This is a genomic window from Kitasatospora sp. NPDC048298, assembly GCF_043201465.1.
Taxonomy (GTDB): domain Bacteria; phylum Actinomycetota; class Actinomycetes; order Streptomycetales; family Streptomycetaceae; genus Kitasatospora.
The window spans coordinates 1-25,152 of sequence record NZ_JBICYZ010000039.1 but is presented as its reverse complement, the minus strand read 5'-3'; the positions used below and the strand labels follow the sequence as shown (position 1 = coordinate 25,152).

Genomic DNA, 25,152 nt, shown 5'->3' with positions numbered 1-25,152 from the left:
CGAGGTCAGGCCCACCGCTAAGCGTCAGCGGGTCCCATACTGGCCAGGTGAATCCTCTCGGTGGGCGCAAGACCAACACGACGTACTCAGCTCCGGTGGGGTCGATCGACCTCTTGGCCACCACGAGGATGGGACGCCGTACGAGATCTGGCCGTGTCACGACTGCCTGCCTTGGCATGCGGAGGTCGTCCGCGACGACGACGAGATCTTCGTCCGGGAGTGGCATGCTGTGGACTGCCCGGCGTTCCAGGAACTGCTAAGCGGGCAGCCGGACTAGCGTCTATAGCGGCAGGCCGGCCGCTACAGGTGCCTAATCAGCCTCAGTAGGTCCAGGTGGAACCGGTGCCACGGTACTCCTCAACAGGGATTGGCTGGATGCCGGAGCGCATGCGGTCGGTGTAGAGCAGGCCGTCGAGGTGGTCGATCTCGTGCGCGATCAATCGTGCGAGGCCGAACTCGTACGGCACCGTGGTCTCGGTGCCGTCGAGGGCTGTGGAGGTGACGTCCATCCGCAGGGGCCGCGGGACCATGCCGCGGACGTCGAAGAAGCTGAGGCAGCCTTCGTATTGCTCGTCGGCCTCGTCAGAGACAGCGATGACCTTTGGGTTGAGCAGGATGATCGGCTCCGCATCGGGGGCGGGCGGCAGCACGATCGCGGCGGCGCGGGGGATGCCGATCTGCGGGGCGGCGAGGCCCATGCCCTTGGCGAAGGAGTGGACACGGCCGATCCGGTCGATGGCGGCGAACAGCTCGCCGATCACCGCCTGGGCCGGGGCGCCCTCGGCCGGCAGATCGAATGGCTCTGCCTGGCGGTTGAGGATGGGGGTGCCCTGCTGGACGACGCCGAGGGACTGCATCTGCTGGCTGGGCCGCACCTCGATCACCTGGTCTCCTTGGTCTGCTGCTGGTCGGGACTGGCGCGGAAGCGCCATTCGAGGCGGAAGCGTGCGTGCAGCGGCGGGTCGTCGGTGGCCCAGGCGAAACGCCGGCGGTCGCCAACATTCTGCCGGTCGACGGCGGTTCGAAGCGGGGCGGCCTCGGCGGTCATCGAAGTCTCGGTGCCCCACACCACCGGGTCGAGGTCGGCGGGGAAGTCGAGGCGGACTACAAGGTGCTCAGTGGGCAGCCGTACGGCTCGCTGGAACCAGTGGCCCCACTTGTCGGCGCCCACCGAGTAGGCGTACTCGATCCACGTCGCCTCGCCCGGGTACAGCGGGAAGCGGCCCTGCTCGTTGTCGAACAGGAGCCAGACCTCCTTGAAGGCGTCCCGGTCGTGCTTGGCCTGCCACCGCATCTCCTCGCCCTGGCATGAGGCCGTGAGCGCCAACTCGTCCCAGGTGAGAGGGTGTTCGCGGTAGTGGGCGTTGGACCGCCTCGGCTCGCCCGGGTAGCGGTCGACGGCGATGCGGATCAGATACCGCGTGATCGGCTCGGTCCCGGTGTTCCTCAGCCTTCGGCGCATCGTCAGCCGGTAGGCCTTGCCGTCGAATTCGAGGACGGCCTCGTCGTGCTCGACCAGGATCGCGGAACCGGAAGCGTACGGCTGGTCGGGTCGGCGCGGGACGGGTGACCCTGCCTGTGGGCGGCTCCGCGCGCGGGCTCCCTCGTATTCGGTCCAGCGCCTCCAGATGGCCTTGCCTGCGTTCAGCGCCCTGTCGGCCCGGCGGGCGAAGTCCTCCGTCGGCTTGTGGCGACCGGATTCGACATGGCTGACGTAGGAGGGGTCGAAGCCCATCTGGCGGGCCAGCGCGCGCTTGGACAGTCCACGCACTTCCCGCCAGTGGGCGACCTCGGCGGCGAACGCTTCCGCCGTCGGGTCGGCCACGTCGTCGTCGGCCTGCGTCTCCATCCGCTCCGCCCCCAGGTGAGTGATGAATGAACCGTGAGTGACCTTAGCTCACCATCCCGTCACGGTCCCGTCTGCGGCTGTCATTACCCCATCAGCCGTGGATCCCAAGCGTCCGAGCTGCAAGAACTCTCCATCTGCCCTCCCGAAGCGAGGAGTTCGCCGTGCCCGAGTCCGCCAGCCGCCACCGGGGAAGCATCACGACCCCCGTCGGGACGGCGCTCGGTGCGGTCTGGGTACTTGGCGCGCTCAACAGTGCTGTGAGGCCTGGGATGCCTGATCACGCTTGCACTGCTCGGGATTGCCGCCGGTCACCAGCTGAGCACCAATCATCCGGTCGCGGCACCGTCCACACGGCCTTCCCGATCACGACCCGGCCGCCTAAAGCGCGAGCCCGCGTTCCCGCGACGGCCTGCATCGAAGCCAGCGCCCGCCTGACGACTTGGAGGACAAGCACCGTGCCACACCTGCAAGAACCACAGCCACTCCCGCGAGATCCGGCGGCCGCGACCGTACCCCGCGCCTTCGCCCACCGTACCGCCGTCGTCACCGGTGCCGCCGGGTTCATCGGCTCGCACCTGTGCGAGCGCCTGCTGGACCTCGGGGCGGAAGTGGTTGGCGTCGACAACCTGCTGACCGGCTGCCTCGACAACCTCTCGCACCTGTGCTCGGTCGGCGGCTTCCGCTTCCAGACCGACGACGTGACCCGTCCGTTCACTGTCGCCGGCCCGGTGGACTTCGTCTTCCACCTCGCCTCGCCCGCCTCGCCGCTGGACTACGCCCGTCACCCGCTGGCCACGCTGAAGGTCGGCGCGATGGGCACGCTCAACGCCCTCGAGTTGGCCGACGCCAAGCACGCCCGCTTCCTGCTCGCCTCGACCTCCGAGGTGTATGGCGACCCGCTCGTGCACCCACAGCCCGAGCAGTACTGGGGCAACGTCAACCCGGTCGGGCCTCGCAGCGTCTATGACGAGGCCAAGCGGTACGCCGAGGCGCTGACCTCCTGCTTCCAGCGCTCCGGCGGCACCCGCACCCGGATCGTGCGGATCTTCAACACCTACGGCCCGAGGATGCGCGCCGACGACGGCCGCGCGGTGCCCGCCTTCATCCAGCAGGCGCTGGCGGGCGAGCCGATCACGGTTGCCGGCGACGGCAGCCAGACCCGCTCGCTGTGCTTCGTGGCCGACACCGTCGCCGGCCTGCTCGCCGCCGCCACGGCGGAGCACGCCGACCCGGTGAACCTGGGCAACCCGCACGAGATCACCATGCTGCAGCTCGCCGAGGAGATCCGGGCGATGACCGGCTCCGCCTCCGCGATCACCTTCGTCCCGCTACCCGCCGACGACCCCAAGCGCCGCTGCCCCGACATCACCGCCGCCCGCGCCCACCTCGGCTGGGAGCCCACCACCCACCTGCGCGACGGCCTGCGCCAGACCCTCGACTGGGCCCAGCAGCACTTCCCCCGCCAGGCCAGCGCCACCACCGGAAGGAGCGCTTCGTGAACACCATCTCGCGCCCGCTGCCCGCGATCGTCTGCGGAGTCGACGACGGATACGCCCGCCCGCTGCGGACGCTGATGCACTCGATCGCCGCCGCCCACCCTGGAACCGTCGGCGAGCTTCGCCTGATCGTCCTCGACCAGCAGATCAGCGACGTCAACCGGAACGCGATCCTGCGGGACGCTGCCCGCACCGGCCTGCGTACCGAGCTGCGGCCGGCACCGATGACCGACCCGCGGTACCCGGTCTCCGACTGGGTCAGCGGCGCCGTGTACGTGCGCCTGGCCATCCCGGAGGTCATCCCCGACGAGCGACGGGTGCTCTACCTGGATGCCGACACCATGGTGCTCGGCGACCTCCGGCCGCTGCTGCGGCAGTCCCTCGACGGGCGCCCGATCGGCGCGGTGCGCGACCCACAGAACCCGGTCATCGGCCGCGGCATCCAGCTGCCCGGCTGGGACGAGCTCGGCGTCCCGTACGGCCGGGACTACTTCAACAGCGGCGTCATGCTCATCGACCTCGAGCGCTGCCAGCGGCTCGGCGTCTTCGACCGCTCCCGGCAGTTCCTGTCCGAGCACCCCGACAAGGTCCGGTTCTGGGACCAGGACGCCCTGAACTGGGCCGTCGACGACAACTGGCAGCGGCTGGACCGGCGGTGGAACACCTTCGCCATGTCGCCGCAGGCCGCCCAGCCCGGCTTCATCCACTACGCCGAGGCCGACAGCCCGCTCGCCCAGCTCCTGAAGGACGAGGAGATCGCCGCCCTCGTGCACTTCGCCGGCCCCGACAAGCCCTGGCAGGACACCTACCCGGTGGGCCAACTCCGGGACACCTACCGCCTGTTCCACGACTACGTCGCTGGCGGCAGCGAGTGAACACAAAACGGCGCAAGCCGCTGTGGCGAAGCACGGCCTGGTGGATCGCCGCCGCCGTGGCCGCGCGCAACGTCAACGGGCTGCGGCAAGTCTGCCGGACGCTGGCCTGGGCCGACCAGCCCGCGCTGGCCGGGAACCGGAGAGCGGTGGAGCCGATGGTGCTGCACGTCATCATCCCGGTGCTGCGGGAGCAACAGCAGATCACCGCCGCACTGGCCTGGTTCGTCCCCCTCCTGCGCGACCTCCCCGGCTCGACGCTGACACTGGTGACCACCGCCCGTGAGGAGGCTGAGCGGCAGCACCTGGCCGCCCGGCTGGCGGGGGCGACGGCGGCCGACCTCACGGTGGAGCGCTTCCCGCAGCTGACCGGCGACGAGCTGGCCTCCCTCGGCAAGGCCCTGACCGGCACCGGCGAAGGCTCTCTGGCCGGGGCCGTGGCCGCCGAGGTGCTGTCCGGCTTCCCCACCACGGCGGACGTCATCACGGCGGAACTTGCACGCCTGCCGGAGCCCGACCCGGTGGTCCGGCACGTCCACTACCGGGGCGACGGGCGCAAAGCCGCGCAGGTGAATGCCGCCGTCGAACAACTCGCCACCGCCGACGCGGACCAGGAGTACATCGCCGTCTACGACGTGGACTCCCGCCCGAACCGCGAGCTGCTGGAGCGGACCGCCGAGTTCCTGACCCGCCGTCGGGCCGACGACGGCGAACTCCCGTGCGTCGTCCAGCAGTCCGCCCGCTTCGCCACCCAGGGTGCGGCCGGCACAGGATGGGAGCGGAGCCTGGGCCGGGGCGCCGCCCGCGCCCAGACCCTGTGGACCATCCGCCGCGAGATCCCCAACCTCCGCCGGTACGCCGACACCGCCCGCCGCCCGCACACCGCCCCCGGTCTGCCGGGGCTGGCCCAGACCGTCGGCCACGGCCTCCTCGTGCGTACGGACGTCTTCCGGCGGGTCGGCGGACTGCCGACCTTCACCGTCCTCGACGACGTCGCCTTCGGCTACCGGCTCACCCTGGACCGCGTCCCGGTGGACAGCCTGCCCTTCACCACCACCGTGCCGGCGGCCGAGTACGTGAGCGAGCTGCTGGCCCAGAGCGAGCGCTGGTTCCAGAGCTACCTCGACTACCCGCAGTGCGCCGCCCGCTGGCACGCCGAAGGCCACGGCAGCCGAGCCGACCATGCGGCGGCCCTGACCATCGGCGCCTACCGGGGCATCGCCTGGCTGCTGGTCTCACCCGCAACCGCGCTCTGCCTGACCCTCGCGCTCTCACCGCGTACGCGCCTGCCCGTCCGGGCGGCGGCCGCGACGCTCAAGAGCGTCGGCCCGCTGACCGCGCTTGGCCGCTGGGCGGTCACCGGCACCCGGCATACCGCGCTCGCCCCCAAGAGCAACCGCCGCACCGCCCAATCCACCACCACGGACAGGGAGTTCGCGTGATCCTCGGCATCGAGGGCGTCAGCTGCGTCGGCAAGACCACGCTGGCCGCCCAGCTCGCCCTCCACCTGAACCGGCCCGCCGTCATCCCCTGCTACTACCACGCCAGCCCCGACCCCACCCGGCTGCCGGCCCCCGAGCCGTTCACGGCCGAGCACCAGCTGGCCAACATCGCCCAGTTTCTCAACGTCGAGGACCTGCGGCTCGCCCGGGCCAGGCAGGCCCACATCGAGGGCCGGGACGTGATCCTGGACCGCACCGTGGACACCCTCCTCGCCCACGCCCACGCCGTCGGCCGGATGAACGGCTTCGACTGCGACGACCAGGCCAGGCGCCTGGTCACCAGCCGGCCGGTGGCGATGCCCGACCTGACGATCGTGCTCACCGCCGACCCGGACGTGCTCGCCCGCCGGGCCCGCCTGCGCAAGGGCATGCCGACGATCTTCTACGACCGGCACTTCAGCGAGCACTTCAACGCCTACCTCACCCACCCGCTCGCCCCGGCCGTCGCCCTGCTCGACGCCGACTGCGGCTCGCTCGACGACCTCACCGCTTGTGCCCTCGACCACGTCCACCGCCACCAGGCCGCCCAGCACCGGCCCAGCCCGGTCCTGGGGAAGCACCCGCTCAAGGAGGCGTCGTGAAGGCCGCGATCATCGGCTGCGGCGCCATCGCCAGCCGCTGGGTCCGCTCCCTGCTCGCCGACGGCCGCATCGAGATCACAGCCCTCGTCGACCCCGACCAGCAGGCGGCACAGGTGCTCGCCGCCCGCTACGGGCTGAGCCCGGCCGTCGCCACGACGCTTCCCAAGGCCCTCGACCAGGCCGAGGCCGACGTCGTCGTCAACCTCACCCCGCCCGAACTCCACTACCCCGTGAGCCGCTCTGCGCTCGCCCAGGGCTTGCACGTCCTGACGGAGAAGCCGCTGGCCCTGAACCTGCCTGACGCCCTCGACCTCGTCCACCTCGCCCGCGAGCGCGGCCTGCTGCTGGCCGTCATGCACAACCGGGGCGCCGACCCGGACTTCCTCGCCTTCGCCGACACGGTCCGCTCCGGCGGCCGGCCACCGTTCGCCGTCACCGCCGACACCCTGGTCACCCTGCCCGGCCCGGGCTTCCGCAGCGGCCAGCACCCGCCCGTCACCACGGACCTCGCCGTGCACGCCTTCGACCAGGTCCGCGCGCTGATCACCGCGCCGCCCATCGAAGTGACCTGCACCGAGACGATGACCAGCTTCCTCGCGGCCCACAGCTCGATCGCCGCGATCACCGTCCACTTCGCCGACGGCTCCCTGTTCACCTACCGAGGCGGGTACATCGTCGACCCGGCCCTACGGACCGACGCGAACGGCGACTGGCGAGTAGAGGGCCGGGGCTTCGCCGCCCGGTGGGCCCCGGCCCCCAACCGTCAACGGGACGCGCCCGAGGCCGGGCCTCCGGCCTACCAGCGGTGCATCACCGCGATGGTCGACGCCCTCCACCAGGACGGCCGCCTGCCGGTGCCCGCCGCCGACAACCTCGCCTCCATCGCCCTGCTAGACGCTGCCCTGGCCTCCGCCACCAGCCGCCGCCCCGTCCCCGTGCCGGAGGTGCCCGATGCCCGCCCCTGACGTGATCAGCCGACCGCACCCGCTGCTGGTCGACGCTCTCGCCGCGGCGGGCTTCGACACCGCCGACGCGCACTTCGCCCCGCTCAAGTCCGGCACCGACAGCCTCCCCTTCGCGGCCACCACCCGCGACGGCCACCAGCTGGTCGTCAAGGTCCGCCGGTCAGGCAGCCGCTCCCGCTACCCGGCCGCCGCCTGGGCCTCGGCCCGCATGCGCGAAGCCGGCATCCCGGCCGCCGAGATCCTCTGGCACAGCCGGGAAGCGTGCGTGGAGACCCGTTGCCCCGGCCGCCCTCTCGAAGCCGAACCGCCCACGCCGCAGGACCTGGACGCGGCGAGGTGCGCGGGCGAGGTGCTCCGGCGCCTGCACACCATCGAGGTCGGCAGCTTCGGCCAGCTCGACGGCCACGGCATCGGCCAGCACGCCACCATCCAAGGCTGGTTCCTCAGCCTCGCGTCCCGCGGTATCCCGGACATCGACGGCCTCGACCCGCCCCGGCTGCTGCACCGGACCCGCTTCATCCTGGACGTCGGATCGGGCCGCCTGCCCCGCAGCACGCCCCGGCTCCTTCACGGCGACTGGGTCGGCCGGCACCTGTTCACCGACGACCGGCAGATCACCGGCGTCGTCGACCTGGAGAGTGTGCGCGGCGGCGACCCGCTGGCCGAACTCGCCGGCTGGTCGCTGCGCGAACCCGCCCCGATGACCGAGGCCCTGCTCGACGGCTACTTCGACGGCCCGATCCCCACCGACCGCCTACTGCCGCTGGTCCTGTTCCGCCTTCGCATTTCCTACTCGCTGCTGCACTTCCACGCCGCCTGCGACGAGCCGGACATGGTCCGGCTACGGGCCGCCCAGCTCCAAGCCGACCTCGACGACCTCGGCCACGGCCACCTCGCCGCCGTCCCGCGGATCACCCCCGACGCCGGCTCCAACGCGCGCCGCCGCCCGTAACCCCGCCCAGCCTCCCGCTCACCGCACCGCCAGAAAGGACACCCGTGAACGACCCCACCGTCACCCTCCCGTTCCCCCGCGAGCCCAAGTACGGGCAGGCCGAGAAGGACGCCGTCCTCAAGCTCCTCGACAACGGCCACCTCTCCGAGATCAACCGCGGCCCGGCCACCAACGCCCTCGAAGCCGCCTTCGCCCGCCTCACCGGCACCCGCCACACGCTGTCGTTCAACTCCGGCACCGCCTCCCTGCACGCCGCCCTCCACGCGGTCGGCGCCGACCCGGAGGCCGGTGTCGCCGTCTCCCCGATGACCTGGGTCTCCGCCCTCACCGCCGTCTTCCAGGCCGGCAGCTACCCCGTCTTCTGCGACATCGAGCCGGACAGCCCGAACATCGCCGCCACCGCCGTCGCCGAGGCGGCAGGCACCTGCTCGGCGGTCCTGGCCACCCACACCTGGGGCATCCCCGCCCGAATGGACCAGCTCGCGGGCGCCACCGAGCTGCCGATCGTCGAGGATTGCTCGCATGCGCACGGAGCCGTCTACCAGGGCCGCGCGGTCGGCTCCTGGGGTGCGGCCGGATGCTTCAGCCTCCAGGAGTCCAAGTCCGTATCCGGCGGCGAGGGCGGCGTCCTGACCACCATGGACCGGGGGATCTACGAGCGGGCCCTCACCCTCGGCCACCACCCCGCCCAGCTGGCCGCCGAACTCACCCTGCCCGAGCTGCAGCCGCTGGCCGCCACCGGCGCCGCCTACAAGTACCGGATGCCCGCCCTGTCGGCTGTCATCGCCCGCCAGCAGCTGCGATCGCTGCCCGCCCGGATGCTGGCCGCCGAACAGAACCTCGCCACCCTCCGCAAGGCACTGGAGGAGTACGACGTGCCCGTCGCCTGGCCCGCGATCGGCGAACTGTCCGTGCGCGGCTGGTACGGCACCCCGCTGACGATCAGCGTCCGCGTGCCGGACCCGGCAGAGCTGAGCAGGCGGTGCAAGGCCGCCGGCGTCCCCGTCCGCTCCCTGTACGAGGACTGGACGCAGGCCCCGCTCTTCCAGCGCCCGGACCTGGCCGCCCGCTTCTGGCCGCACCTGGCCCATAGCCCCTACCGGCCGCCGACCATGGACGAACTGCCCAACTTCCACAAGGCGATGCGGCAGATGATCGTCCTCAAAGTGCCGCAGATCCCCGCGCCGGACTACATGGAGCAGGTCGCCGAGGCCCTCGCTACCGTGCTGGTCCGCACGGTGGTCACGGCATAGCCGCGAACGCCGCCTGCACGTCCTCGCGCCGCCCGGTCCACCAGGACAGAAAGCGCTCGGCGGGCAGGAACAGGTGGTCGCAGGAGTGGTCGTCGCGGTCGTAGTGGAAGACCAGCTGCCAGTAGTCGGACATGCGCTTCCACCACAGCCGCTCCACCGCGTCCGCCAGGGCCGACACCGGGATCGGCACCACCGACCGGTAGCCGGCCACGAACGCGGCAGTCCGCTCCAGGTCGAGGAACCCGTCCTCGCCGCCGAACTGCACCGTGGCGGTACGGGCGACCTCCTCGCCGAACGGTCGCACGCGGATGCGATCCCAGTCGATCACCCCGGCGATCTTGCCGTCGCGCCACAGGACGTTGCGGTGCTGCACGTCACCGTGTGTCCAGCCCGTCGGGCCGGGCGCCACCTCGGTGGCGGGGCGCTCGGCGGCGTACTTGTCGAGCAGCACCTTGCGTGAGCCCAGTGCCTGGGCCGCGTCGGCGTCGAAGGCCGTCTGGTTCTCCAGGGCGGCGATCAGCGCGAGGAAGCGGTCCGCCTCGGCGTGTGCCGCAGCTGGAGTCGTCACCGGGGCGGTCGCGGGCTGCGGACCTGGCGGCAGCAGACGGGCGGCCTGGTCGCCGTTCAGGGTCTGGTGGATCTGACCGAGCAGGACACCGAGGTCCGCTGCCTGGTCCAGGGTGAGCACCGTCCCCGGATGATGCCCGCCCTCCGTCCAGGGGATCAGGCAGTATCCGCGGCCCGCGATCTCCGCTACCGTCTCCCCGGTGGAGGTGGCCAGTGGCCGCCCGACAGGGACTCCGGCGTCGGCCAGCTCTTCCATGACTGCCAGGTTCCGGCGCGCGAGCGGCAGCGGTACGTCCATAATCCGCTTCAGCGCGAACATGCCCTCGGCCGTCGCCAGCCGCCAGTTGCCGTTCATGAGGCCGTTGGGCAGGAAGCGGTGCTCCTGGATCTCGCCAAGCCCAAAGGACTCGCCGAGGACCACCAGGTCCTCGGCGATTTTGCTGTAGCGCGAGCCACACGCGGCGTCGTCCATCGCTTCCGTCACCCAAAGCAGGCTAGCGGAGCGCAGGCCCCGGCGATGCCGGATCGGCCATCGCACCCCCGCTTCCGGGTCTGGCTTCCCGGCCCTTCAGGGGAACGCCGGAGCAGGACGCGCAGGGCACCCGTCCGGCCGGTGATGACCGGCCGGACGGCGGCCGGTTAGTTGCTCGTGCCGCCGGCGGCGGTGCGACTGCCGGGCCCGGGCAGCCGCCGCACGTTCGTGGTGGCGGCGGCCTGCTTCCGCAGCCGGGTGATCTCGGCGTGCTGGGCGACGAGGCGGGACAGCGCGAGGGTCTGGAACTCCACCAGCTCCGCGATCCGGTTGTCCCGGCGAACGACGCGTTCGCGAAGATTGGCGTTCTCGGCCTTGAGACGGGCAATCTGCCCCTCTCGCGGGTCGACGATATCCCCGGCGTCCCGCAGCACGGCAAGACGCCGCTCGAACTCCTCGGCAAGGTGCTGGTAGGGGCCGGGCCGGGTGGTGCCGTCGCGGTTCTTCTTCGGGTAGAAGCCGGTGCGTGTCACCCCGGCCTCGGCGGCCAGGGTCTTGAGGTCGGTCTTGCCGCCGGGCGGCAGGTCTCCGCGCAGGAGCCGGTCCATCGCCGCGCGGATGGCCTGCTCGTTGCGGGCGCGGGTTTCGTCGCTGATCCTGGCCATCTCAATCCCCTCGGCCAGCCGCGTTGGCGGCGATGATCTCGTCTACCACCCGCTGGGCCCGCTCCAGCTCCGGCATCAGCCGGGTCTTCTCGCCCTTTGGGAAGCGCGGGTTGGCCAGGAACACCTTGTGGTTGGCGGCCTGACTCTGCCATATCGGCAGGTGGCAGGGGTGGTGAGTGGCCTGCGCGCATCGTGCGGAGTCGCACATTCCCGCCAGCGGCCGGTCTGCTCCAGGTGTCCCGGCCAGCTTGAGACACAGGGCCTTGGAGGGGTCGCGGAACCAGCAGTAGTTCGCCGCCTGGACGTGCAGGTGCTTGGCCTGCTGGCGCAACAGATTCTCCAGTCGGCGGTCGGAGTCGAGCACCGATGCCGGGCCGGGGGAGGTTTCTGCCAGTTCCTTGTCGATGTGCTCGAAGGCGGCGATGAGCTCCCGTGCGCCAGTGCCGGCTGGCAGACGGCCCTGCTGGTAGTCACGGTAGGCGGCGGCTGTCAGCTCTGTGTGGTGGTCGGCCTCGGCCTTCTTCATCTCGGCGAGCAGAGTGCCCTGGGAGCCACCCGGACGGGCCGCGTAGCCCTCCGTGGTGACCACAGAGACGTGCTTGAGCTGGATCTTTGCAGCCAGCAGGCCGCCCGGCCGTTGGGCCAGTAGCAGAGCGATCGTGCGGCGGATCATCCTGCCAGTGACCGGCCCAGCCGGAATATGGGCCAGGCCGAGGCGTTGCCCGGCCGGGCTGTTGACCCAGTCCCGCAGCCGCCGGTAGGCGTAGTCCATCCCGCTGGTGGAGAACACGCTTTCACCAGCCGTGGCCCGCGTGAGCCGCGCGGCCAGCTGGACCGCCCGGTAAGCGGGCTCCAGCACGACCCACTGCTCGTCGACACCCCCGAGCTCCTGGCCCTTGATCAGCTTGCCGCCCAGGCGGAATCGCTGGGTGCCACCCGCCACCGTCGTGGGCGGCAGCGGCGAGTCGGCGGTGAGCTCGACCAGTTCGCTCGCGCGCATGCCGCTGAGCGCTGCCACCACCACTCGGCAGGCCCCCAGGACGACGGCGTGCAGGTCGCGGATGTCATGCCGTGACAGAGGTGCCGTCCAGGCAACCAGCTCGTGCGGATCATCCGCGCGGGGTACCGAGGCCGCGTCGCGGGCGTACTCCTCCTCGATCCCCGCCGCCGCCACCGCGGCTTCCCAGCTCGGCCGCACCTGGTTCAGCAACAACGTTGGGAGGTGTTCAGCCCCGATCGACTGCTGGAGAACCCGTCGGATATTCACCTCCAGCAGCGGGTCCTGCGGCGACCACCCGCGGGTGAGCCGCCCCTTGATGTACTTCACTTCCACCCGGGGGAAGGGGATCTTCTCGCGCACGTGGTGGTCCAGTGCATCGAGCAAACGCTGCCTGCGCTCGGCCGACCAGTTGTTGATGCCCGATGCCACCGTACCCTCGTCCTGACTGCGAGCCAGGTCGACCAGGTCGGCCACCAAAGGCCCCAGGGCCTCCACCACGTAGAGAGCGGCGGCGACCGCCGGCTGGAACACCTCGTCCGGGACGGGTGGAGTGTTGTTCACCGGCGACCACACCTTGCCGACGACCTCGGAAACCGGAGTCTTGCCCCAGGGCACGAACCCGTCCCGGTAGCCGTCGGCCGTGAACAGTGCCGAGTACCAGCCCAGGAACTTCACCGGGGTGATCACATGGCCCAGTGAGCCGGGCTGGAGCTTTCGATGGCTCTGGCTCGCGTGCCGCGAGTGGTAGGACCGGACCTCCTTCCAGGCATCGCAGTGCTCCTGCAGCACGTCCTGCAGGGATTCCAGGCCCTGGTCGGTCAGGAAGTTGAGCCAGCGAACCAGCTCCATCACCAACCCGTAGCAGGACTGCGGCTTGAGGGGGTCCCGGGGTGCATCCGGCAGGGCCAGCACGGCTTCGTGCTGCGGGACGACCGCAGCGAACAGGTACTCCTTCGCGGTCAGCCTCCACCGGGGATTGACGATCCGGGTGAAGTCCCAGATCTTCACACTCTCCAGCATCGACTTCGGCGCGTCCGCGAGGCCACGAATGTCCCAGACATCATCGTCGAACACGGTCCGGTGGCTGCCCGCGCGAAGCTCCCAGCCGGCCTCGGCGCAGACGTCCTTCCCCGCGAAAGGAGACCGGGTGGCCAGCGCGGCCGGGATCGGCCCGGTGGGAACGTGGACGGTGACGCGGGCGGGAGAGCTCATTCGCTTCCTTCCTCAGGACGCAGCGGAAGTTCACTGTCGGTGTCGTGTACGTCGCTCGCAGCGGCCTCCAGCAGGCCTGCGGGGAAGCGCGGCAGGATGTCGCGGTCCAAACGGTCCGCGTAGGGTCCGAACACGGCCAGGAACTGGTCGGTCGTCATCCGCCGGGACTGGCGTGCGAAGTAGGCGCGCAATCGCAACAGGTTGGGCAGGTGCCTGGGCAGGAACACCGCCAGCGGACACAGCAAGCAGACCCAGGGCCGAGCCGGACACGGCTTGCCCGCCGGGCCGTGCTCGCCCGCGAGCTGGTTCGAGCACGCGGCTGTGAAGACGTCCATCTCGCCGCCCAGTAGCTCGGCCACGGCCCCCTCGTCCAGTCCCAGGCGGGCGACCTCAGCGGGATGCGCGGCGGCGAACGCGACGGTCTCCTCGTCGGTCAGCACCAGCGCTGGCCTGGCCCGGCGCAGGAGATCAGCCTGGGCGTCCTCGATGATCGCCTCCACCGCATCGGTCTGAGCGGGGGTCAGCGTGGAGACGTAGTGATCACCCTCAACCCTGGCCGAGTGGTTCGGGTCGATGGTCGTGCGGCCGGTCCAACCCTTGCGCGAAAGCGCGTTGTGGTAGGTGGTGCGGACCCGGGCGCCATGTACCAGCAGGGGTTCGCCCCCGTCTGTGAGTAGGCCCAGCCGCTTCGCCAGTCGGGCCCTGGGCTTGTTGCCGCTGCCGGGCAGGTCGCTGGCAGCGACGATGGGGAAGAACTCGCTGGTGCCCTTCGGGCCCTCCCCGCGGAAGGTCCGGAAGATCCACAGGGAATCGGCCGTCTCAGGCTGGGCATAGCGGCGTATCGGTTCGGACACCTCCAGCCAGGCCTCCAGCAGGCGCACAGCCCGCGAGGCCAGATTCACCGACTCGATTCCGCGCCGGTGCTTGTCGTAGGCCATCAGCACAGTACGGCTGCCCGCCCAGGTCACGTCCTGCATCCGGACGTCGCGGATGCCGTCCGGTACGACGCCCGAGTAGACGCCAAACAGCATCCTGAACGCGAAGACCTCGTGGACCGTGGGATAGAGCGCGTTGCGCAGTGGCAGCAGGTCGGTCTTGGACGCATTGAGGACGGCACCGGAGATGCCCAGATGCCCGGCCATCCCGGCGACGGCGAGGGGGCCGTGTTCGAGGAGCAGGTGAGCGAGGTTCTGCCGGTTCATACCCCGGTCGCTGGGGTCTGGCCCCAACTTGGCCAGGGCGACGGTCTCGCGGTGGGTCGCTATCCAGGCCCGAACCTCTTCGCGCAGCCCCGACTCAAGGTTCTTCCACTCGCGCTCGCTGTAGGGCTGCAGCGGTTTCGTCGGCGAGCGCCGCTTGACCGCCCGCCCCTCTACGTAGGCCCGCAGCGCGGCGTCCACCTGGTCCCCGCAGCTCTTCAGCAGCATCTTGCTTTTGGCCACGTGCTCGCCGGAAGCCGACATCCAGTAGGCCAGCATGTGGCTCTTGCGTAGATCAGCGACCCCCTCCCGGAACCCGGCCTCGGCCAGGGCCGCGATCATGCGACGGGCGGCCACGCAGTAGAAGATTGCTGTGTGACGTCGCTTGACGCCCCCGAGGGGGTGGACCAACTGCACGAGCCCGTGGGCCAGATCACGGGCGAGGACCGGGTTCGGGGTCTGGCTCAGGTCGCCTGTCCACCGGGTGGAGTCGGGGAATCTGAACTCGATCCGCAGCGGATCGCTCTCGACGCGGGTCACCACGCGGCATCACTCTCTTCGTCGAACTCCGAGGCGGCCTCGGCCGGCATCAGACCGCTGGTCGCACCGGCCTCGCGGTAGAAATCTCCGTAGATCCGCTGCACGTCCAAACGCGCGACGTAGATTTCCGTCGTTGTCACGCTGGTGTGTCCCATCAGGTCACGCAGCACCAGCAGCGGGTCGTGTTTGGTCAGGTAGAGGGCCAGGGCAGCGTCGGCGTGTGTGTCCGCGACCAGCGCGGCGGCGCGCTGGTAGTAGCCCTTGACCAGCTTCTCCAAAGTCCTCATGGCGAACGTGTGCCTCAGCGTGTGAGGGGTCACGATCGGGAAGCGAGGCTCGAAGTCCCGGCGGATTCGTTCCGAGGTCCGCCGGAAGACCGTCCCCCAGTCCGTGAACGGCTTCCCGTCCGCCTGCAGCGCGAGTACCGCAGGCGTGCCCTCGGGCGTCACCAGACGGAGCCGTTCCTCCAATGTCAACTTCCGCCACGACCGGCGATGGCCGTTGATCCGACCGCCCTCCCAGTCCGGCTCGGTGACGTGCAGCGGTTCGCGCGGCCGGTAGACCTTGCCGTGGCAGGCCGCCGCCCGGTCCAGGTCCACGTACTGCCACATCTCAGCAGCGGCGTCCACGTCGACCCACGTCTCCCGCGCCTTCTTGCCTTTGGTGATCTGGGCTGACAGCGGGAACGGCAGCGGCAACGTCGTCTGCCGGGTCGGCAGAGTCGGCAACTCGTAGTTGAGTAGATGCGTGAACTCCTGTGCGCGCAGCCCACTGGACACCACCAGCTTCGCCATCGCGGCGTTGCGCCCCACCTGGCGGCCCCGGAAGGTGTCCGGTACGCCGCCGGGCCCCAGACCCGCCAGAGCCCAAAGGAACAACTGAAGGAAGTCGTCCTCCAGGTACGACAACGTCACGTGCGGCTTCGGGGCCCGCAGCGTCGCCATGTTGCGGCGGGTCTCCACGGGGCCAGCCTCAGTAGAACGCCGGACCAGGGCGTACGTGAACGGCACCGCCGTGCAGAAGCCCTCCTCGACAGCCCACTGGTAGAACCGCGCCACTGTGTTCACGTTCTGGTTCCACGTGCTCACGTCCCAACGGGCCGAGAGCGGACCGGAAAGGCGGTACTCGGAGAAGCTGCTGAGGGCCACACGCAGGGTCTCGCGGTCCGCGAACGGATGGACCCCGACCTCAGCCAGGTGCTCCAGCCAGGGCTTCATCGCTTGCGCATAGGTCTTCCAGGTCTTCTGGGCCGGGGCGCCATCCAGCGGGAGGTTCTGCAACCACAGGTTCACCGCCACCGTGGGACGGGCCACACCGGCTTCCTCGAACAGCAGGTCATCGTCGATGAGTACGGGCATGCCCTCACGTACGAGCGGCTTCGAAGACAGACCCCAGCTCTCCCAGCCTTCGCGGGAGAAGTAGATCAGGTGCATGGGTGGCACCGTAGGAGTGCGACGCAGCAGAGTGCAAGAACTATTGACAATCCCAGGAGTGCTGAGGCAGATTCAATGAGACATGCCAACTAAGCAGAGATAACGCCGGCGCGGTAGACGAAGACCTGGTCGCCGATCATCAGCCCGCGCCGTTCGATGTCGGCGGGGTTGTGCAGGGTGGCGAAGGTGACGGTGACGCCGTCGATGACGACCGGTTCGAGGACGGCGCGCGGGGCGATGATGCCGGTGCGGCCGACGTTCCACTCGACCTCGAGCAGCCGGGTGACCTTGTGCTGGGCGGCCAGTTTGCGGGCCACCGCCCAGCGCGGCGCGCGCGAGCCGGAGCCGGCCTCGGCGCGGTCGGCGGCCAGGTCGGCCTTGACGACGACGCCGTCGATCCCGAAGGGCAGTTCGGCGCGCAGGGCGGCGATCTCGTCGATGCGCCGCTGGACGTCGGCGATGTCCGCGCAGTGCCGCGGCGCGGCCGCGGTGGCGGCGGCGGTGTGGGCGCCGAGGGCGGCGAGGTGCTCCAGCAGGGCGCTGTGGGCGAGGTCGCCGGGGCCGACGGCGTCGTAGGCGAAGAAGGTCAGCTCGATCCGGTAGGGGCGGTCCTTGGCGCGCAGGGTGCCGGCGGCGCCGCTGCGGGGGTGGGCGAAGGGGGTGGCGCCGTGGTCGGCGCGCACCCGGTTGGCGTGCTCGAACTGGCTCTGGGTGAGCAGGACTTCGCCGCGCAGTTCGATGTCGGCGGGCTCGGTCAGTTCGGCGGGCAGGCCGAGGATGGCGTCGGCGGCGTGGGTGACGTCCTCGCCGGCCAGGCCGTCGCCGCGGGTGATCACCTGCTGCAGGCGCCCGGCGCGGTAGCGGGCGGCGACGGCGAGGCCGTCGAGCTTGGGCTCCACGCACCAGGCGGCGACGGGCCGGCCCAGGCGCCGCTCCAGGCCGGCGACCCAGGACTCCAGCTCCTCGGCGGAGAACACGTTGTCCAGGGAGAGCATCGGCACGCTGTGCGGGACGTCGCCGGTGGCGGCGCCGCCGGCCACCTTGCCGGTCGGCGACTCGGGCAGCACCTCGCCGGGGTGGGCGCTCTCGTACGCGGCGATGTCGCGCAGCAGGGCGTCGTACTCGTCGTCCCCGAGCGGGGTGGAGCCGTCGGCGTAGTACGCGGCGGCGGCCTGCACGGCGGTGGCGACGGCGTCGGCGTACGCGGACGGCGAGGTGAGCGGGGCGGCGGTCTCGGTCATGGGGGAATCATGGCGGCCGACACTGACAACGGCACCGGGGCGGGGTCATACCTGTCGGGCGGTGATGGTGGTGTCGGCGCCGACCCGGCGGGCGTCGCGGTCGCCCGGACGGACAGCGGCGGACGGGTCCAGGTTCAGTGGATCTTCGACCGCGCCGACTACACCTTCCTCGGCGAGCACACCGTCGCCCTCACCGACGGCACGACCGTCAGGAAGGGCGACGTCACCGGCCAGATGGCCGTCCTCACCCGAGCCATCGTCTCCCGATCCGGCACCCGCCCGTAACGGCCTCAGATCGGCTGAGGCCGCCCACGCAGGGCCGCGCGTGCACGGGCCACGCCCCCGGGGGTGGCCCGGGCCCCGCTGCCGACCGCGACGGTTCTCGTGCCGAGGCCCGCGCAGGCGCGGCAGATGCCGGGCTGGGGCACCGGGTCGTGGCAGCGGCCGCATTCGGCGTAGGAGGCGGGCGGGGCTTCGGGGCGTTCCGGCGGCAGCTTGCGTCGCAGGCGGTCCCGGAGGATCGCCGCCGGGGAGTGCATCGGCTGCGGCAGTCCGGGGATCAGGGCGTTCGCCAACTCGGCCTCAGTGCTTCCCCGTTCCAGCCACTGGGTGACGAGCGGAGCCAGCGCCTGCGCCTCGGCCTCGCCGAGACGCAGGCGGGGCTCGGGCCGGATCACCCGGAACAGGGTGGCCACGGCCGCCCGCGTCCGTTCATCCGGGAGGGTGGGTTCTTCTCCCGGGTCCTTTACGGGAGGGGCGACAGCGCCGCCGGTGCCCCCTTCACCGGCGTCCGGACGGGGGGCAGCCGGTGCGGGCTGAGGGGTGTCGAAGACGTGGGCCTCGGAGCGGACGGTGCCGTCGGCCAGCCGGACCGTGTCGACCCGGTAGTACCCGGCGTCCTTCAGTTCCTTGAGCGCCCGCCGGACGGCGCCCCGCCCCTGCGGACTGCTGTCCGCCATCTGCCGCCCGTCCTCCCGCCAGCCGTCGGGGCGGGAGAGGAGGTCCGCGAGCAGGCCGCGGGCGGTGTAGGAGAGTCGGCGATCCTGCAACAGGCCGTTGGGAAGGACGGTGAACGCGCGCGTGTGCGCGCTACGATGAATCTGCATCTGGAGTTACAGCTCCTGGTGCCCGACCCCGGGGTGTTCCATCACCGCCGGGGTCTCCTATGTTCTGTTGATGATGCGGAAAGTAGCACACCGGCTACGCGGAGTGCGAGCCGTTTTCATCTCTCCGCCAGGCGGACGAGCTGTGCCCGTAGTACTCCCTCCAGTTCGAGGTTGTCGCCTCGGGTAACTGTCTGCAGCAGTTCGGTGATGACCACGAGTTCTGCGAACCTCCCGGCGGGAGTATCGAGGATGTGGCCGAGGCGACGCCGGATCTCGTCGGCAGTGTCGGGAACGAGAAGACTGTAGGCGTGGAGGAGTGCCGCGTCGTACCCGGCGGGCGCGGCGCCCCAGCCTTCCCAGTCGAGGACGGTGAGGGTCGGGCCTGTGAGGTTGGCCCAGTGCAGGTCGCCGTGCGCGGTCGTCCAGGCGGGCGCTTTGGTGTCGATCGGGATGCCCAGGTACTGGGGCATGGCACGGTCCAGGTACTCCTGCCGGACCGCAACTCGGCTGCTGGGGACGGCGGCGATGCCATCGAGTGCGGTGCTGAGCCCGTCCCACCAGGCGTCGTCCAGGTCCGGAGTCTCCCGAAGGATCGGCTCGTGGGTGGTGATGGTGGAGGCTGTGATCTTGTCGTACAGCTCTGCCAAGTAGCCGTGCTCGCCCTCGGTCCAGGTGCGCCGCTCTCGCAGGCGCGGCCTGGGTACCGCAGGAGGCATGAGTCGTTCTGCCTCCTGCGGTCCATCCCAGAGCTTTCCGCCGGCCTTGTCGGCCGGGGCGGACACCAAGCGGAGCCAGCCCTCGCCGGATGAGGTGGCGACCGGACGACTGAGGGTCCGTCCGCGCCAGCCCCACGCTTCGCGGGAGCCGGTAGGCGTCGCGTTGAGCGCCGCTGCTGCTGTGGCGTGCATCCCTCGCATCCGCCTGGCGGTGTCCGGCTCAGGTTCCGAGTACATCAACGACCCTTCGAAGTACATCCGGAGACAGCGACGGCCGGCCGACGGCTTCGGCGGCCTGCCCCCAGTGTTCCGGGTTCCCCGTCGACAGGAGCACGCGCTTCACCCCTGGGGCTGAAGCAACGACGGCGAGGGCGGTCTCGGCAGGGGTCTTGCCAGGGTTGATCAGCTCGGACAGTTCCGAGGTCACCATGCCGGGGATCTCGCCGCCGTGGAGCGGGGCGGAGGCGAACACCTCCAGTCCCGCATCCAGGGCATCAGTCAACGGGCCGTATCCGTCGAGAGCCTGGGCGACGGGCGCAAGGTGGACGAGGGAGAGCGGGAGCTGGATGGCCCACAGGTGATGATTCGGCCCGCCGGCCTTGGCCGCGAGTTCGATCAGCGTGGGCACGTCGAAGAGGCCGCTACTGAAGCCGCGCCAGGTCGCCACTCCGTAGGCACTGATGATCTGTTGGCTGCACGCTTCCTCCAGAGCCTGGAAGGCGTTGAAGAGCCGATCGGTGATCTCGCCTTCCGGGCAGTCGTGTTCGGGGTTGTGTACGAACACCAGGTCGGGCACCCGGTCGAGCATGAGCCTGGTGCGCGCGAGCTGCCAGGCGATGTAGTCCGGGGCGAGGCAGTGCCCGCGTTCGGCGTCCGCTGCGGACAGGGCGCCGGCTCGCACACCGATGTGCCTGGCGCTGGCCGGGACGAAGCCCACCTTGGTGGAGACGCGCAGATCCGGGTAGGCAGCCAGAACCACGGCGAGCCACGTCTCCGCCCGGCCGCCTGCGTAGTTGGGCGCGGTGTCCACCCAGTCGGCACCTCGGGAGGCGGCCATCAGCGCGGCCTCGGCCACATCGGGGCAGCGGTAGGTACCGAGGCCCAGCCTGGCCGTCATCGCGCACCTCCGATCGCGGCGGCCTGGCCGTCGACCAGCTCCGTCACGACACCGGCCGCCTGCCCGAGAGTGATGCCTGCGGCCTGTGCGAGATCGGCCAGCCGGTGAGGCTCCCCGTCCGCGAGGAGCGCGAGCATCGGCTCGGCCTTGGCGGCGAACGTCCACTCCTCACCGCCGGCGGTCAGCCGGACGGTGCCGTCGGACACGGCCGTGAGCGCGGGCCGCGTGGTGACCAGGCGCACCTGGAGGTCGGTGTCCGGTGGGGCCGCCGTGATGTGGGGCAGCGACGGTGCGAGCCGGGCTCGCTCGGTGGCGTCACGCGCGGAGGAGAAGCGGGCGATCAGGTCGTCGCTTTCCAACTCGGCCGTGATGAGCTTGCCGATCGTGTTGAGGAAGGCGTGCTGCTCCTCGGCGGTCCCGAAGTGCGGGAGGTCCGCTCGGACCGCCTCGTGGGTGCGCAACGTCTCCGACAGCCAGGTGATCAGATCGGCGCCCGTCGTGCTCTGCAGCCCGCACGTGACGTGCAGCGAGTGCTGGCCCTCGGAGGCGGCGACGGCGTGCCACCAGCCCCGGGGCAGATAGAGCACATCTCCGGCGGTGAGGACCAGATCGGCGACGGGCTCCTCGGGCGGCGGTTCGGGCATCTCGACGTCGCGGTGCATCGGCACCGTGCGGGTGGGGCCGTAGATGCGCCAGCGCTTCGCGCCGTCAAGCTGGACGACAACCACGTCGTGATCGTCCCAGTGGACACCGAAGCCTTCGATGTCGGTCCAGGAGCCGTACAGGTTGACCTGTACGCCGGTTCGCAGCCAGCGCTCAAGTTGGCCGGCCAGAGCACCGATTCCGGGGTGCAGCTCGTCGACGGCGTCCAGCACCAGCGTGGCGCCCTCAGCCAGACGCCGGTGCAACTCGGAGGGCTGGAGCTGGTGCCAGACGGTGCTCCGCCGGGTGACGATCGGCCGGGAGTACGTGTGCGCGGGCAACTGCTCCCCGTTGGTGGCGAGTCGGAAGCGAGGGGGTTCGAACCGGTGGCGGGTCAGGATGGCGTTGAGGTCATCCCAGCTCATGAGTCCGGCGAGTGACGCGGCTTCACCGCGTGCGACCTTGAAGCTGCGGCCGAGCGTCCGGGCGAGGAAGTCATCCCCGCCCAGACGCTCGACCACCGAGAAGTGCTCGGCGGTCATCGTGATGCAGCCGTCAGTCGTTGGTGTCGGTTCGGCCGGTGGAGCCGCCGTCCGACGACTGCTCGCCGCGCGATCGGGCCGCGGCGACCTTCGCGCGGGCGACCAGCAGGCCGTCGCCCTCCAGCTCGGTGTTGTTCGTCAGGTTCTCGGGCATGAAGCACTCCTTCGGAGTCATGGGGCAGGCCGACTGCCCGGCCCCGTCGTGGGTGAAGCGATGGATCCGTTGCCGGGGCAAGCCGCCGGCAAGGAACCTCAGGTGCTTACGCCGCGTGGCTGTTGACCAGTGCGGGCACCCGTATCCCCCCAAACCCGTGTCGGGGCTGGAGGAAGTCTTGTCAGACGCTGGTCGGCACGACGTCCCGTGGCCGATTCGCGCCGGGATTCACCCGGCAGGTATCTACAGAACCGCCTCCAACGCCGGTGAATCAGAGCAGAATTGAAGCGGCAATGAGGCATCCGTGCTGCAAACCCGGGAATGACCTGGCCTGTTATGGCTACGGACGAACTGACGTACCTCTGGAGGACGCGGGATGGCATCCAGGAGGTCCCGGCTGATCCAGCGCAGGGAGGCTGTCGGCCACACCCAGGAATCCCTGGCTGAAGCCCTCGACGTGGATCGTACGACTGTGGGGCGATGGGAGAGCGGTAGGGGTGCCCCGCAGCCCTGGATGCGGCCGAAGCTCGCTCGCGCCCTGGGACTCTCGGTCGATCAGTTGGCCGACCTGCTGGCAGCACCCCCTGCAGTCGCCGAAGCAGTTCCGCCACCCAGCAGCATCTGCGATGCCTCGCCTCCCGTGCCTACCCGGCGCACAGACCACGACAACGATCTCGTAGTGGCCGTGGCAGCTGACTCGGCGGAGTCCGCGCTCTTCCTCCGCTTCGCGAGCGCGTCCAACGTGGACGACACTCTGCTCGAACAGATCGACGCGGACATTGCGAGGCTGGCAGGGGACTACGTGAGCAAGCCGGTGTCCGAGCTCTTCCACGACATCGGAACCCTCCGGCGAGGAGTGTTCGACTTACTCCGAGGCCGCCAACACCCCCACCAGACAAGCCGTCTCTACGTGCAGGCCGGACGCCTCTGCGGCCTGGCCACCCATGTCGCCCTCGACCTCGGCCAGTACACAGCTGCGGCTACGCATTCGCGAACGGCCTGGCGCTGCGCGGAGTCAGCCGGCCACAACGGTCTCCGGGCGTGGATCCGATCCGTCCAGTCCCTGATCGCCTACTGGCAGCAGGACCACCGCCAGGCCGCCGAGTTGGCCAGAGCCGGGCTGCCGTACGCGGACAGCGGGACGATCGCAGCTCGTCTGTTCAGCCTCGAAGCACGGGCCACCGCGGCGCTCGGCGACAGCGCGAACGCGCTACGAGCCGTGGCAGCGGCCGAGGCGGGGCGGAGCGGAGCAGCCGCTGTGGATCTTCCCGGCGTATTCACGTTTCCCGAGGCCAAGCAGTGGACCTACGCCGGCACCGCCCTCCTTGCCCTGGACAGCCGGCGTCACGTGAACCGTGCCATCGAGGCGTCCTCCAGGGCCATCGCCCTGTACGAGGCCGCACCGCAGAAGGAACAGTCCTCCGGCGACCTGCTGGCTGCCCGCCTTGACCTCGCCAACGCCCACCTTGCCCACGGCGACCTCGACGGCGTGCAGGAGAAGCTCTCGGTGGTGCTGGACGCCGCACCGGACCGGCGAACAGCGAGCATCTCCACCCGTCTTCAGGCTCTGAGCGCTCGTCTCGCTGAGCCCGCCTACGCAGGCTCCCCGCTCGTCCTGAGTCTCCGTGAGAATGTCAGAGAAGCCTGCTCTCGACCCGCACTCACGAACCCTCCGGAGCTGCCCCAGTGACGAGCAACACTGCACAGCAGGACGCCGCAGTCACCGACAAAGCGATCCTCGCGAACAGCGCCTACGCCGACGGACGCCACCTGGCCGCCCGCCAGTCCATCTACCAGTGGCAGCAGCCGCAGTACGACCTGCCCGGGATCGTCATCGAAGAGCTGGCCGGAGCAAGCGGGATCATCCTCGACGTCGGTTGCGGCAACGGCAAGTTCGTCAACCGCCTGAACAGGGACCGACCGGACCTCCAGGTCGTGGGAGTGGACATCTCGGCAGGCATCCTCGCCGATGTCCCGAAGCCGGTCCTGGTAGCCGACGCCCAAGCCCTGCCGTTCGGCGACGGCAGCGCCGACGCGGTGCTGGCCCTGCACATGCTGTACCACGTAGGCGACATCGAGGCCACGATCAAGGAACTGGCCCGGATCCTCCGGCCTGGCGGCGTGCTCATCGCCTCGACCAACAGCGACACGGACAAGCAGGAGCTGGACCGGCTCTGGGCCAGGGCCGCAGGGGACGTCCTTGGGCTTCCCGAGGGGCCGGCGAGGGTCTCCCTCAGCTCGCGATTCTCGTTGGAGAAGGCCCCCGGTTACCTCGGTACAGCGTTCGAGGACATCAGGGTGCGGGAACTGCCCGGTGTCATCGAGGTTCCCGACCCTGCGCCGATCGTCGCCCACCTGGCCTCGTACGAGGCGTGGGCTGACCGTTGTGGTGTCCCGTTCCACGAGACGGTAAGCCGAGCAGCGGAGATCGTTACTGAGGTGATCGCCACTGAGGGGGTCTTCGAGATCGCCTGCCTCGGCGGCATCCTGATCTGCCGCCGTTGAGGGGCAGGTCGGTTGTGTGCCCGGCGGCCCCGGCCACGAGTGGCCGGGGAAGGCCTTCACTCTGGTGATTCCTCATATTCGTAAAGCCCGCTGCCTCTACCTCAGGTGGTCGTTTGGGGCGGGCCGCGTTTTCAGCGCAGCCCCGCCGTCGGCCTTGACGTAGCTCGTCCGCTGTCTGCACAGGAAATCGGACTGGTGACTCTGCTGGCGAAGTAGTTGCGACACCGCGCCGTCAGCGGGGCGGCGCGGCATGGGCCTCGGACCGGACGGTGCAGCACACCGACTACAGGGAGTGCGAGCCGTTTGCGACTTGCCAACCACCAGCGCTCCGCCGGGATCAGGTACGAGCTGCGGCCACCGCGTCCGTGTACAGCTCCGTTGTCAGGTCGGCCTCGTTGATCCCCAGGTCGGCCAGTACGGCCCGCACGGCGTCGAGCGCCGTCCAGGCCCGCCATCGATGCAGCAGCACCGGTGGCTACTGACATCGGCTCGTCAGGGTGAACCTTGGTGAAGTTCCTGATGGGTCTGGAGCAGTGGCTGTATCCGGTGCTGTGTGAGATATGCGGATGGG

The 25,152-nt window shown here is 70.3% G+C and carries 23 protein-coding genes and 1 pseudogene; 10 read left to right on the top strand and 14 right to left on the bottom strand.

Annotation, left to right across the window (positions count from 1 at the left end; genetic code table 11):
- Positions 1-320 precede the first annotated feature (320 nt).
- The gene (locus tag ACGF0D_RS26405) at positions 321-884 is read right to left on the bottom strand and encodes a peptide deformylase (protein WP_392920299.1); all 564 of its coding nucleotides are present in this window, start codon (positions 882-884) and stop codon (positions 321-323) included.
- Positions 881-1,849: a multiprotein-bridging factor 1 family protein gene (locus tag ACGF0D_RS26400; protein WP_392920297.1), complete on the bottom strand. Its 969-nt coding sequence runs from the start codon at positions 1,847-1,849 to the stop codon at positions 881-883. Before ACGF0D_RS26400 ends, ACGF0D_RS26405 begins: the two co-directional genes overlap by 4 nt.
- A 464-nt stretch (positions 1,850-2,313) precedes the next feature.
- Between ACGF0D_RS26400 and ACGF0D_RS26395 the strand changes: the two genes are divergently transcribed.
- Genes ACGF0D_RS26395 through ACGF0D_RS26365 form a run of 7 tightly spaced genes read left to right on the top strand, consistent with a single transcriptional unit; the run spans position 2,314 to position 9,470 of the window.
- Entirely contained in the window at positions 2,314-3,348 is a 1,035-nt protein-coding gene (locus ACGF0D_RS26395; protein ID WP_392920403.1) for a UDP-glucuronic acid decarboxylase family protein, read from the top strand.
- Complete coding sequence (locus tag ACGF0D_RS26390; RefSeq protein ID WP_392920294.1) at positions 3,345-4,220, top strand: glycosyltransferase family 8 protein; 876 nt, start codon at positions 3,345-3,347, stop codon at positions 4,218-4,220. Before ACGF0D_RS26395 ends, ACGF0D_RS26390 begins: the two co-directional genes overlap by 4 nt.
- Positions 4,217-5,659 (top strand): glycosyltransferase family 2 protein, encoded by a 1,443-nt coding sequence (locus ACGF0D_RS26385; protein ID WP_392920292.1) that lies wholly within the window; start codon positions 4,217-4,219, stop codon positions 5,657-5,659. Before ACGF0D_RS26390 ends, ACGF0D_RS26385 begins: the two co-directional genes overlap by 4 nt.
- A complete protein-coding gene (locus ACGF0D_RS26380) occupies positions 5,656-6,300 on the top strand; it encodes a hypothetical protein (RefSeq protein WP_392920289.1) in 645 nt (214 codons plus the stop codon). The genes ACGF0D_RS26385 and ACGF0D_RS26380 overlap by 4 nt, the downstream gene beginning before the upstream one ends.
- Positions 6,297-7,265, top strand: a complete 969-nt coding sequence (locus ACGF0D_RS26375; RefSeq protein ID WP_392920287.1) for a Gfo/Idh/MocA family protein — start codon at positions 6,297-6,299, stop codon at positions 7,263-7,265. The genes ACGF0D_RS26380 and ACGF0D_RS26375 overlap by 4 nt, the downstream gene beginning before the upstream one ends.
- On the top strand, positions 7,252-8,217 hold the full coding sequence (locus ACGF0D_RS26370; protein ID WP_392920284.1) for a phosphotransferase family protein: 966 nt from the start codon (positions 7,252-7,254) through the stop codon (positions 8,215-8,217). Before ACGF0D_RS26375 ends, ACGF0D_RS26370 begins: the two co-directional genes overlap by 14 nt.
- 44 nt (positions 8,218-8,261) lie before the next feature.
- Positions 8,262-9,470 (top strand): DegT/DnrJ/EryC1/StrS family aminotransferase, encoded by a 1,209-nt coding sequence (locus ACGF0D_RS26365; protein WP_392920282.1) that lies wholly within the window; start codon positions 8,262-8,264, stop codon positions 9,468-9,470.
- Here ACGF0D_RS26365 and ACGF0D_RS26360 read toward each other — a convergent pair.
- The 6 genes and pseudogenes from ACGF0D_RS26360 to ACGF0D_RS26335 all read right to left on the bottom strand — a co-directional run.
- Complete coding sequence (locus ACGF0D_RS26360; RefSeq protein ID WP_392920280.1) at positions 9,460-10,521, bottom strand: homoserine kinase; 1,062 nt, start codon at positions 10,519-10,521, stop codon at positions 9,460-9,462. The genes ACGF0D_RS26365 and ACGF0D_RS26360 overlap by 11 nt on opposite strands.
- 155 nt (positions 10,522-10,676) lie before the next feature.
- A complete protein-coding gene (locus ACGF0D_RS26355) occupies positions 10,677-11,174 on the bottom strand; it encodes a hypothetical protein (protein ID WP_392920278.1) in 498 nt (165 codons plus the stop codon).
- A 1-nt stretch (position 11,175) separates the two neighbouring features.
- Positions 11,176-13,386 carry a hypothetical protein gene (locus ACGF0D_RS26350; RefSeq protein ID WP_392920275.1) on the bottom strand — a complete coding sequence of 737 codons (2,211 nt, stop codon included), beginning with the start codon at positions 13,384-13,386 and terminating at the stop codon, positions 11,176-11,178.
- Positions 13,383-15,128, bottom strand: coding sequence for a hypothetical protein (locus tag ACGF0D_RS26345; RefSeq protein WP_392920272.1), 1,746 nt, complete (start codon positions 15,126-15,128; stop codon positions 13,383-13,385). Before ACGF0D_RS26345 ends, ACGF0D_RS26350 begins: the two co-directional genes overlap by 4 nt.
- On the bottom strand, positions 15,122-16,558 hold the full coding sequence (locus tag ACGF0D_RS26340; protein WP_392920269.1) for a tyrosine-type recombinase/integrase: 1,437 nt from the start codon (positions 16,556-16,558) through the stop codon (positions 15,122-15,124). Before ACGF0D_RS26340 ends, ACGF0D_RS26345 begins: the two co-directional genes overlap by 7 nt.
- A 98-nt stretch (positions 16,559-16,656) precedes the next feature.
- Positions 16,657-17,799: pseudogene (locus tag ACGF0D_RS26335) on the bottom strand (NAD-dependent DNA ligase LigA); the annotation flags it as partial.
- Positions 17,800-17,808: 9 nt separating this feature from the next.
- Here ACGF0D_RS26335 and ACGF0D_RS26330 point away from each other — a divergent pair.
- Positions 17,809-18,084, top strand: coding sequence for a hypothetical protein (locus ACGF0D_RS26330; RefSeq protein WP_392920266.1), 276 nt, complete (start codon positions 17,809-17,811; stop codon positions 18,082-18,084).
- A 5-nt stretch (positions 18,085-18,089) separates the two neighbouring features.
- Here ACGF0D_RS26330 and ACGF0D_RS26325 read toward each other — a convergent pair whose 3' ends face one another.
- The 5 genes from ACGF0D_RS26325 to ACGF0D_RS26305 all read right to left on the bottom strand — a co-directional run bounded on the left by ACGF0D_RS26325 (position 18,090) and on the right by ACGF0D_RS26305 (position 22,076).
- Positions 18,090-18,905 (bottom strand): hypothetical protein, encoded by an 816-nt coding sequence (locus tag ACGF0D_RS26325; RefSeq protein WP_392920264.1) that lies wholly within the window; start codon positions 18,903-18,905, stop codon positions 18,090-18,092.
- A gap of 116 nt (positions 18,906-19,021) precedes the next feature.
- Entirely contained in the window at positions 19,022-19,621 is a 600-nt protein-coding gene (locus tag ACGF0D_RS26320) for a hypothetical protein (protein ID WP_392920261.1), read from the bottom strand.
- A gap of 220 nt (positions 19,622-19,841) precedes the next feature.
- Positions 19,842-20,738, bottom strand: a complete 897-nt coding sequence (locus ACGF0D_RS26315) for an aldo/keto reductase (RefSeq protein WP_392920259.1) — start codon at positions 20,736-20,738, stop codon at positions 19,842-19,844.
- The gene (locus ACGF0D_RS26310; RefSeq protein ID WP_392883306.1) at positions 20,735-21,922 is read right to left on the bottom strand and encodes a cupin domain-containing protein; all 1,188 of its coding nucleotides are present in this window, start codon (positions 21,920-21,922) and stop codon (positions 20,735-20,737) included. Before ACGF0D_RS26310 ends, ACGF0D_RS26315 begins: the two co-directional genes overlap by 4 nt.
- A 13-nt stretch (positions 21,923-21,935) precedes the next feature.
- Positions 21,936-22,076, bottom strand: a complete 141-nt coding sequence (locus ACGF0D_RS26305; RefSeq protein WP_360430406.1) for a hypothetical protein — start codon at positions 22,074-22,076, stop codon at positions 21,936-21,938.
- 376 nt (positions 22,077-22,452) lie between these two features.
- Here ACGF0D_RS26305 and ACGF0D_RS26300 point away from each other — a divergent pair, with 376 nt between their 5' ends.
- On the top strand, positions 22,453-23,766 hold the full coding sequence (locus ACGF0D_RS26300; protein ID WP_392920256.1) for a helix-turn-helix transcriptional regulator: 1,314 nt from the start codon (positions 22,453-22,455) through the stop codon (positions 23,764-23,766).
- A complete protein-coding gene (locus tag ACGF0D_RS26295) occupies positions 23,763-24,581 on the top strand; it encodes a class I SAM-dependent methyltransferase (protein ID WP_392920253.1) in 819 nt (272 codons plus the stop codon). Before ACGF0D_RS26300 ends, ACGF0D_RS26295 begins: the two co-directional genes overlap by 4 nt.
- Positions 24,582-24,918: 337 nt before the next feature.
- On the opposite strand, the gene ACGF0D_RS26290 is transcribed toward ACGF0D_RS26295, so the two are convergent.
- Positions 24,919-25,050 (bottom strand): hypothetical protein, encoded by a 132-nt coding sequence (locus ACGF0D_RS26290; protein ID WP_392883311.1) that lies wholly within the window; start codon positions 25,048-25,050, stop codon positions 24,919-24,921.
- Positions 25,051-25,152 lie beyond the last annotated feature (102 nt).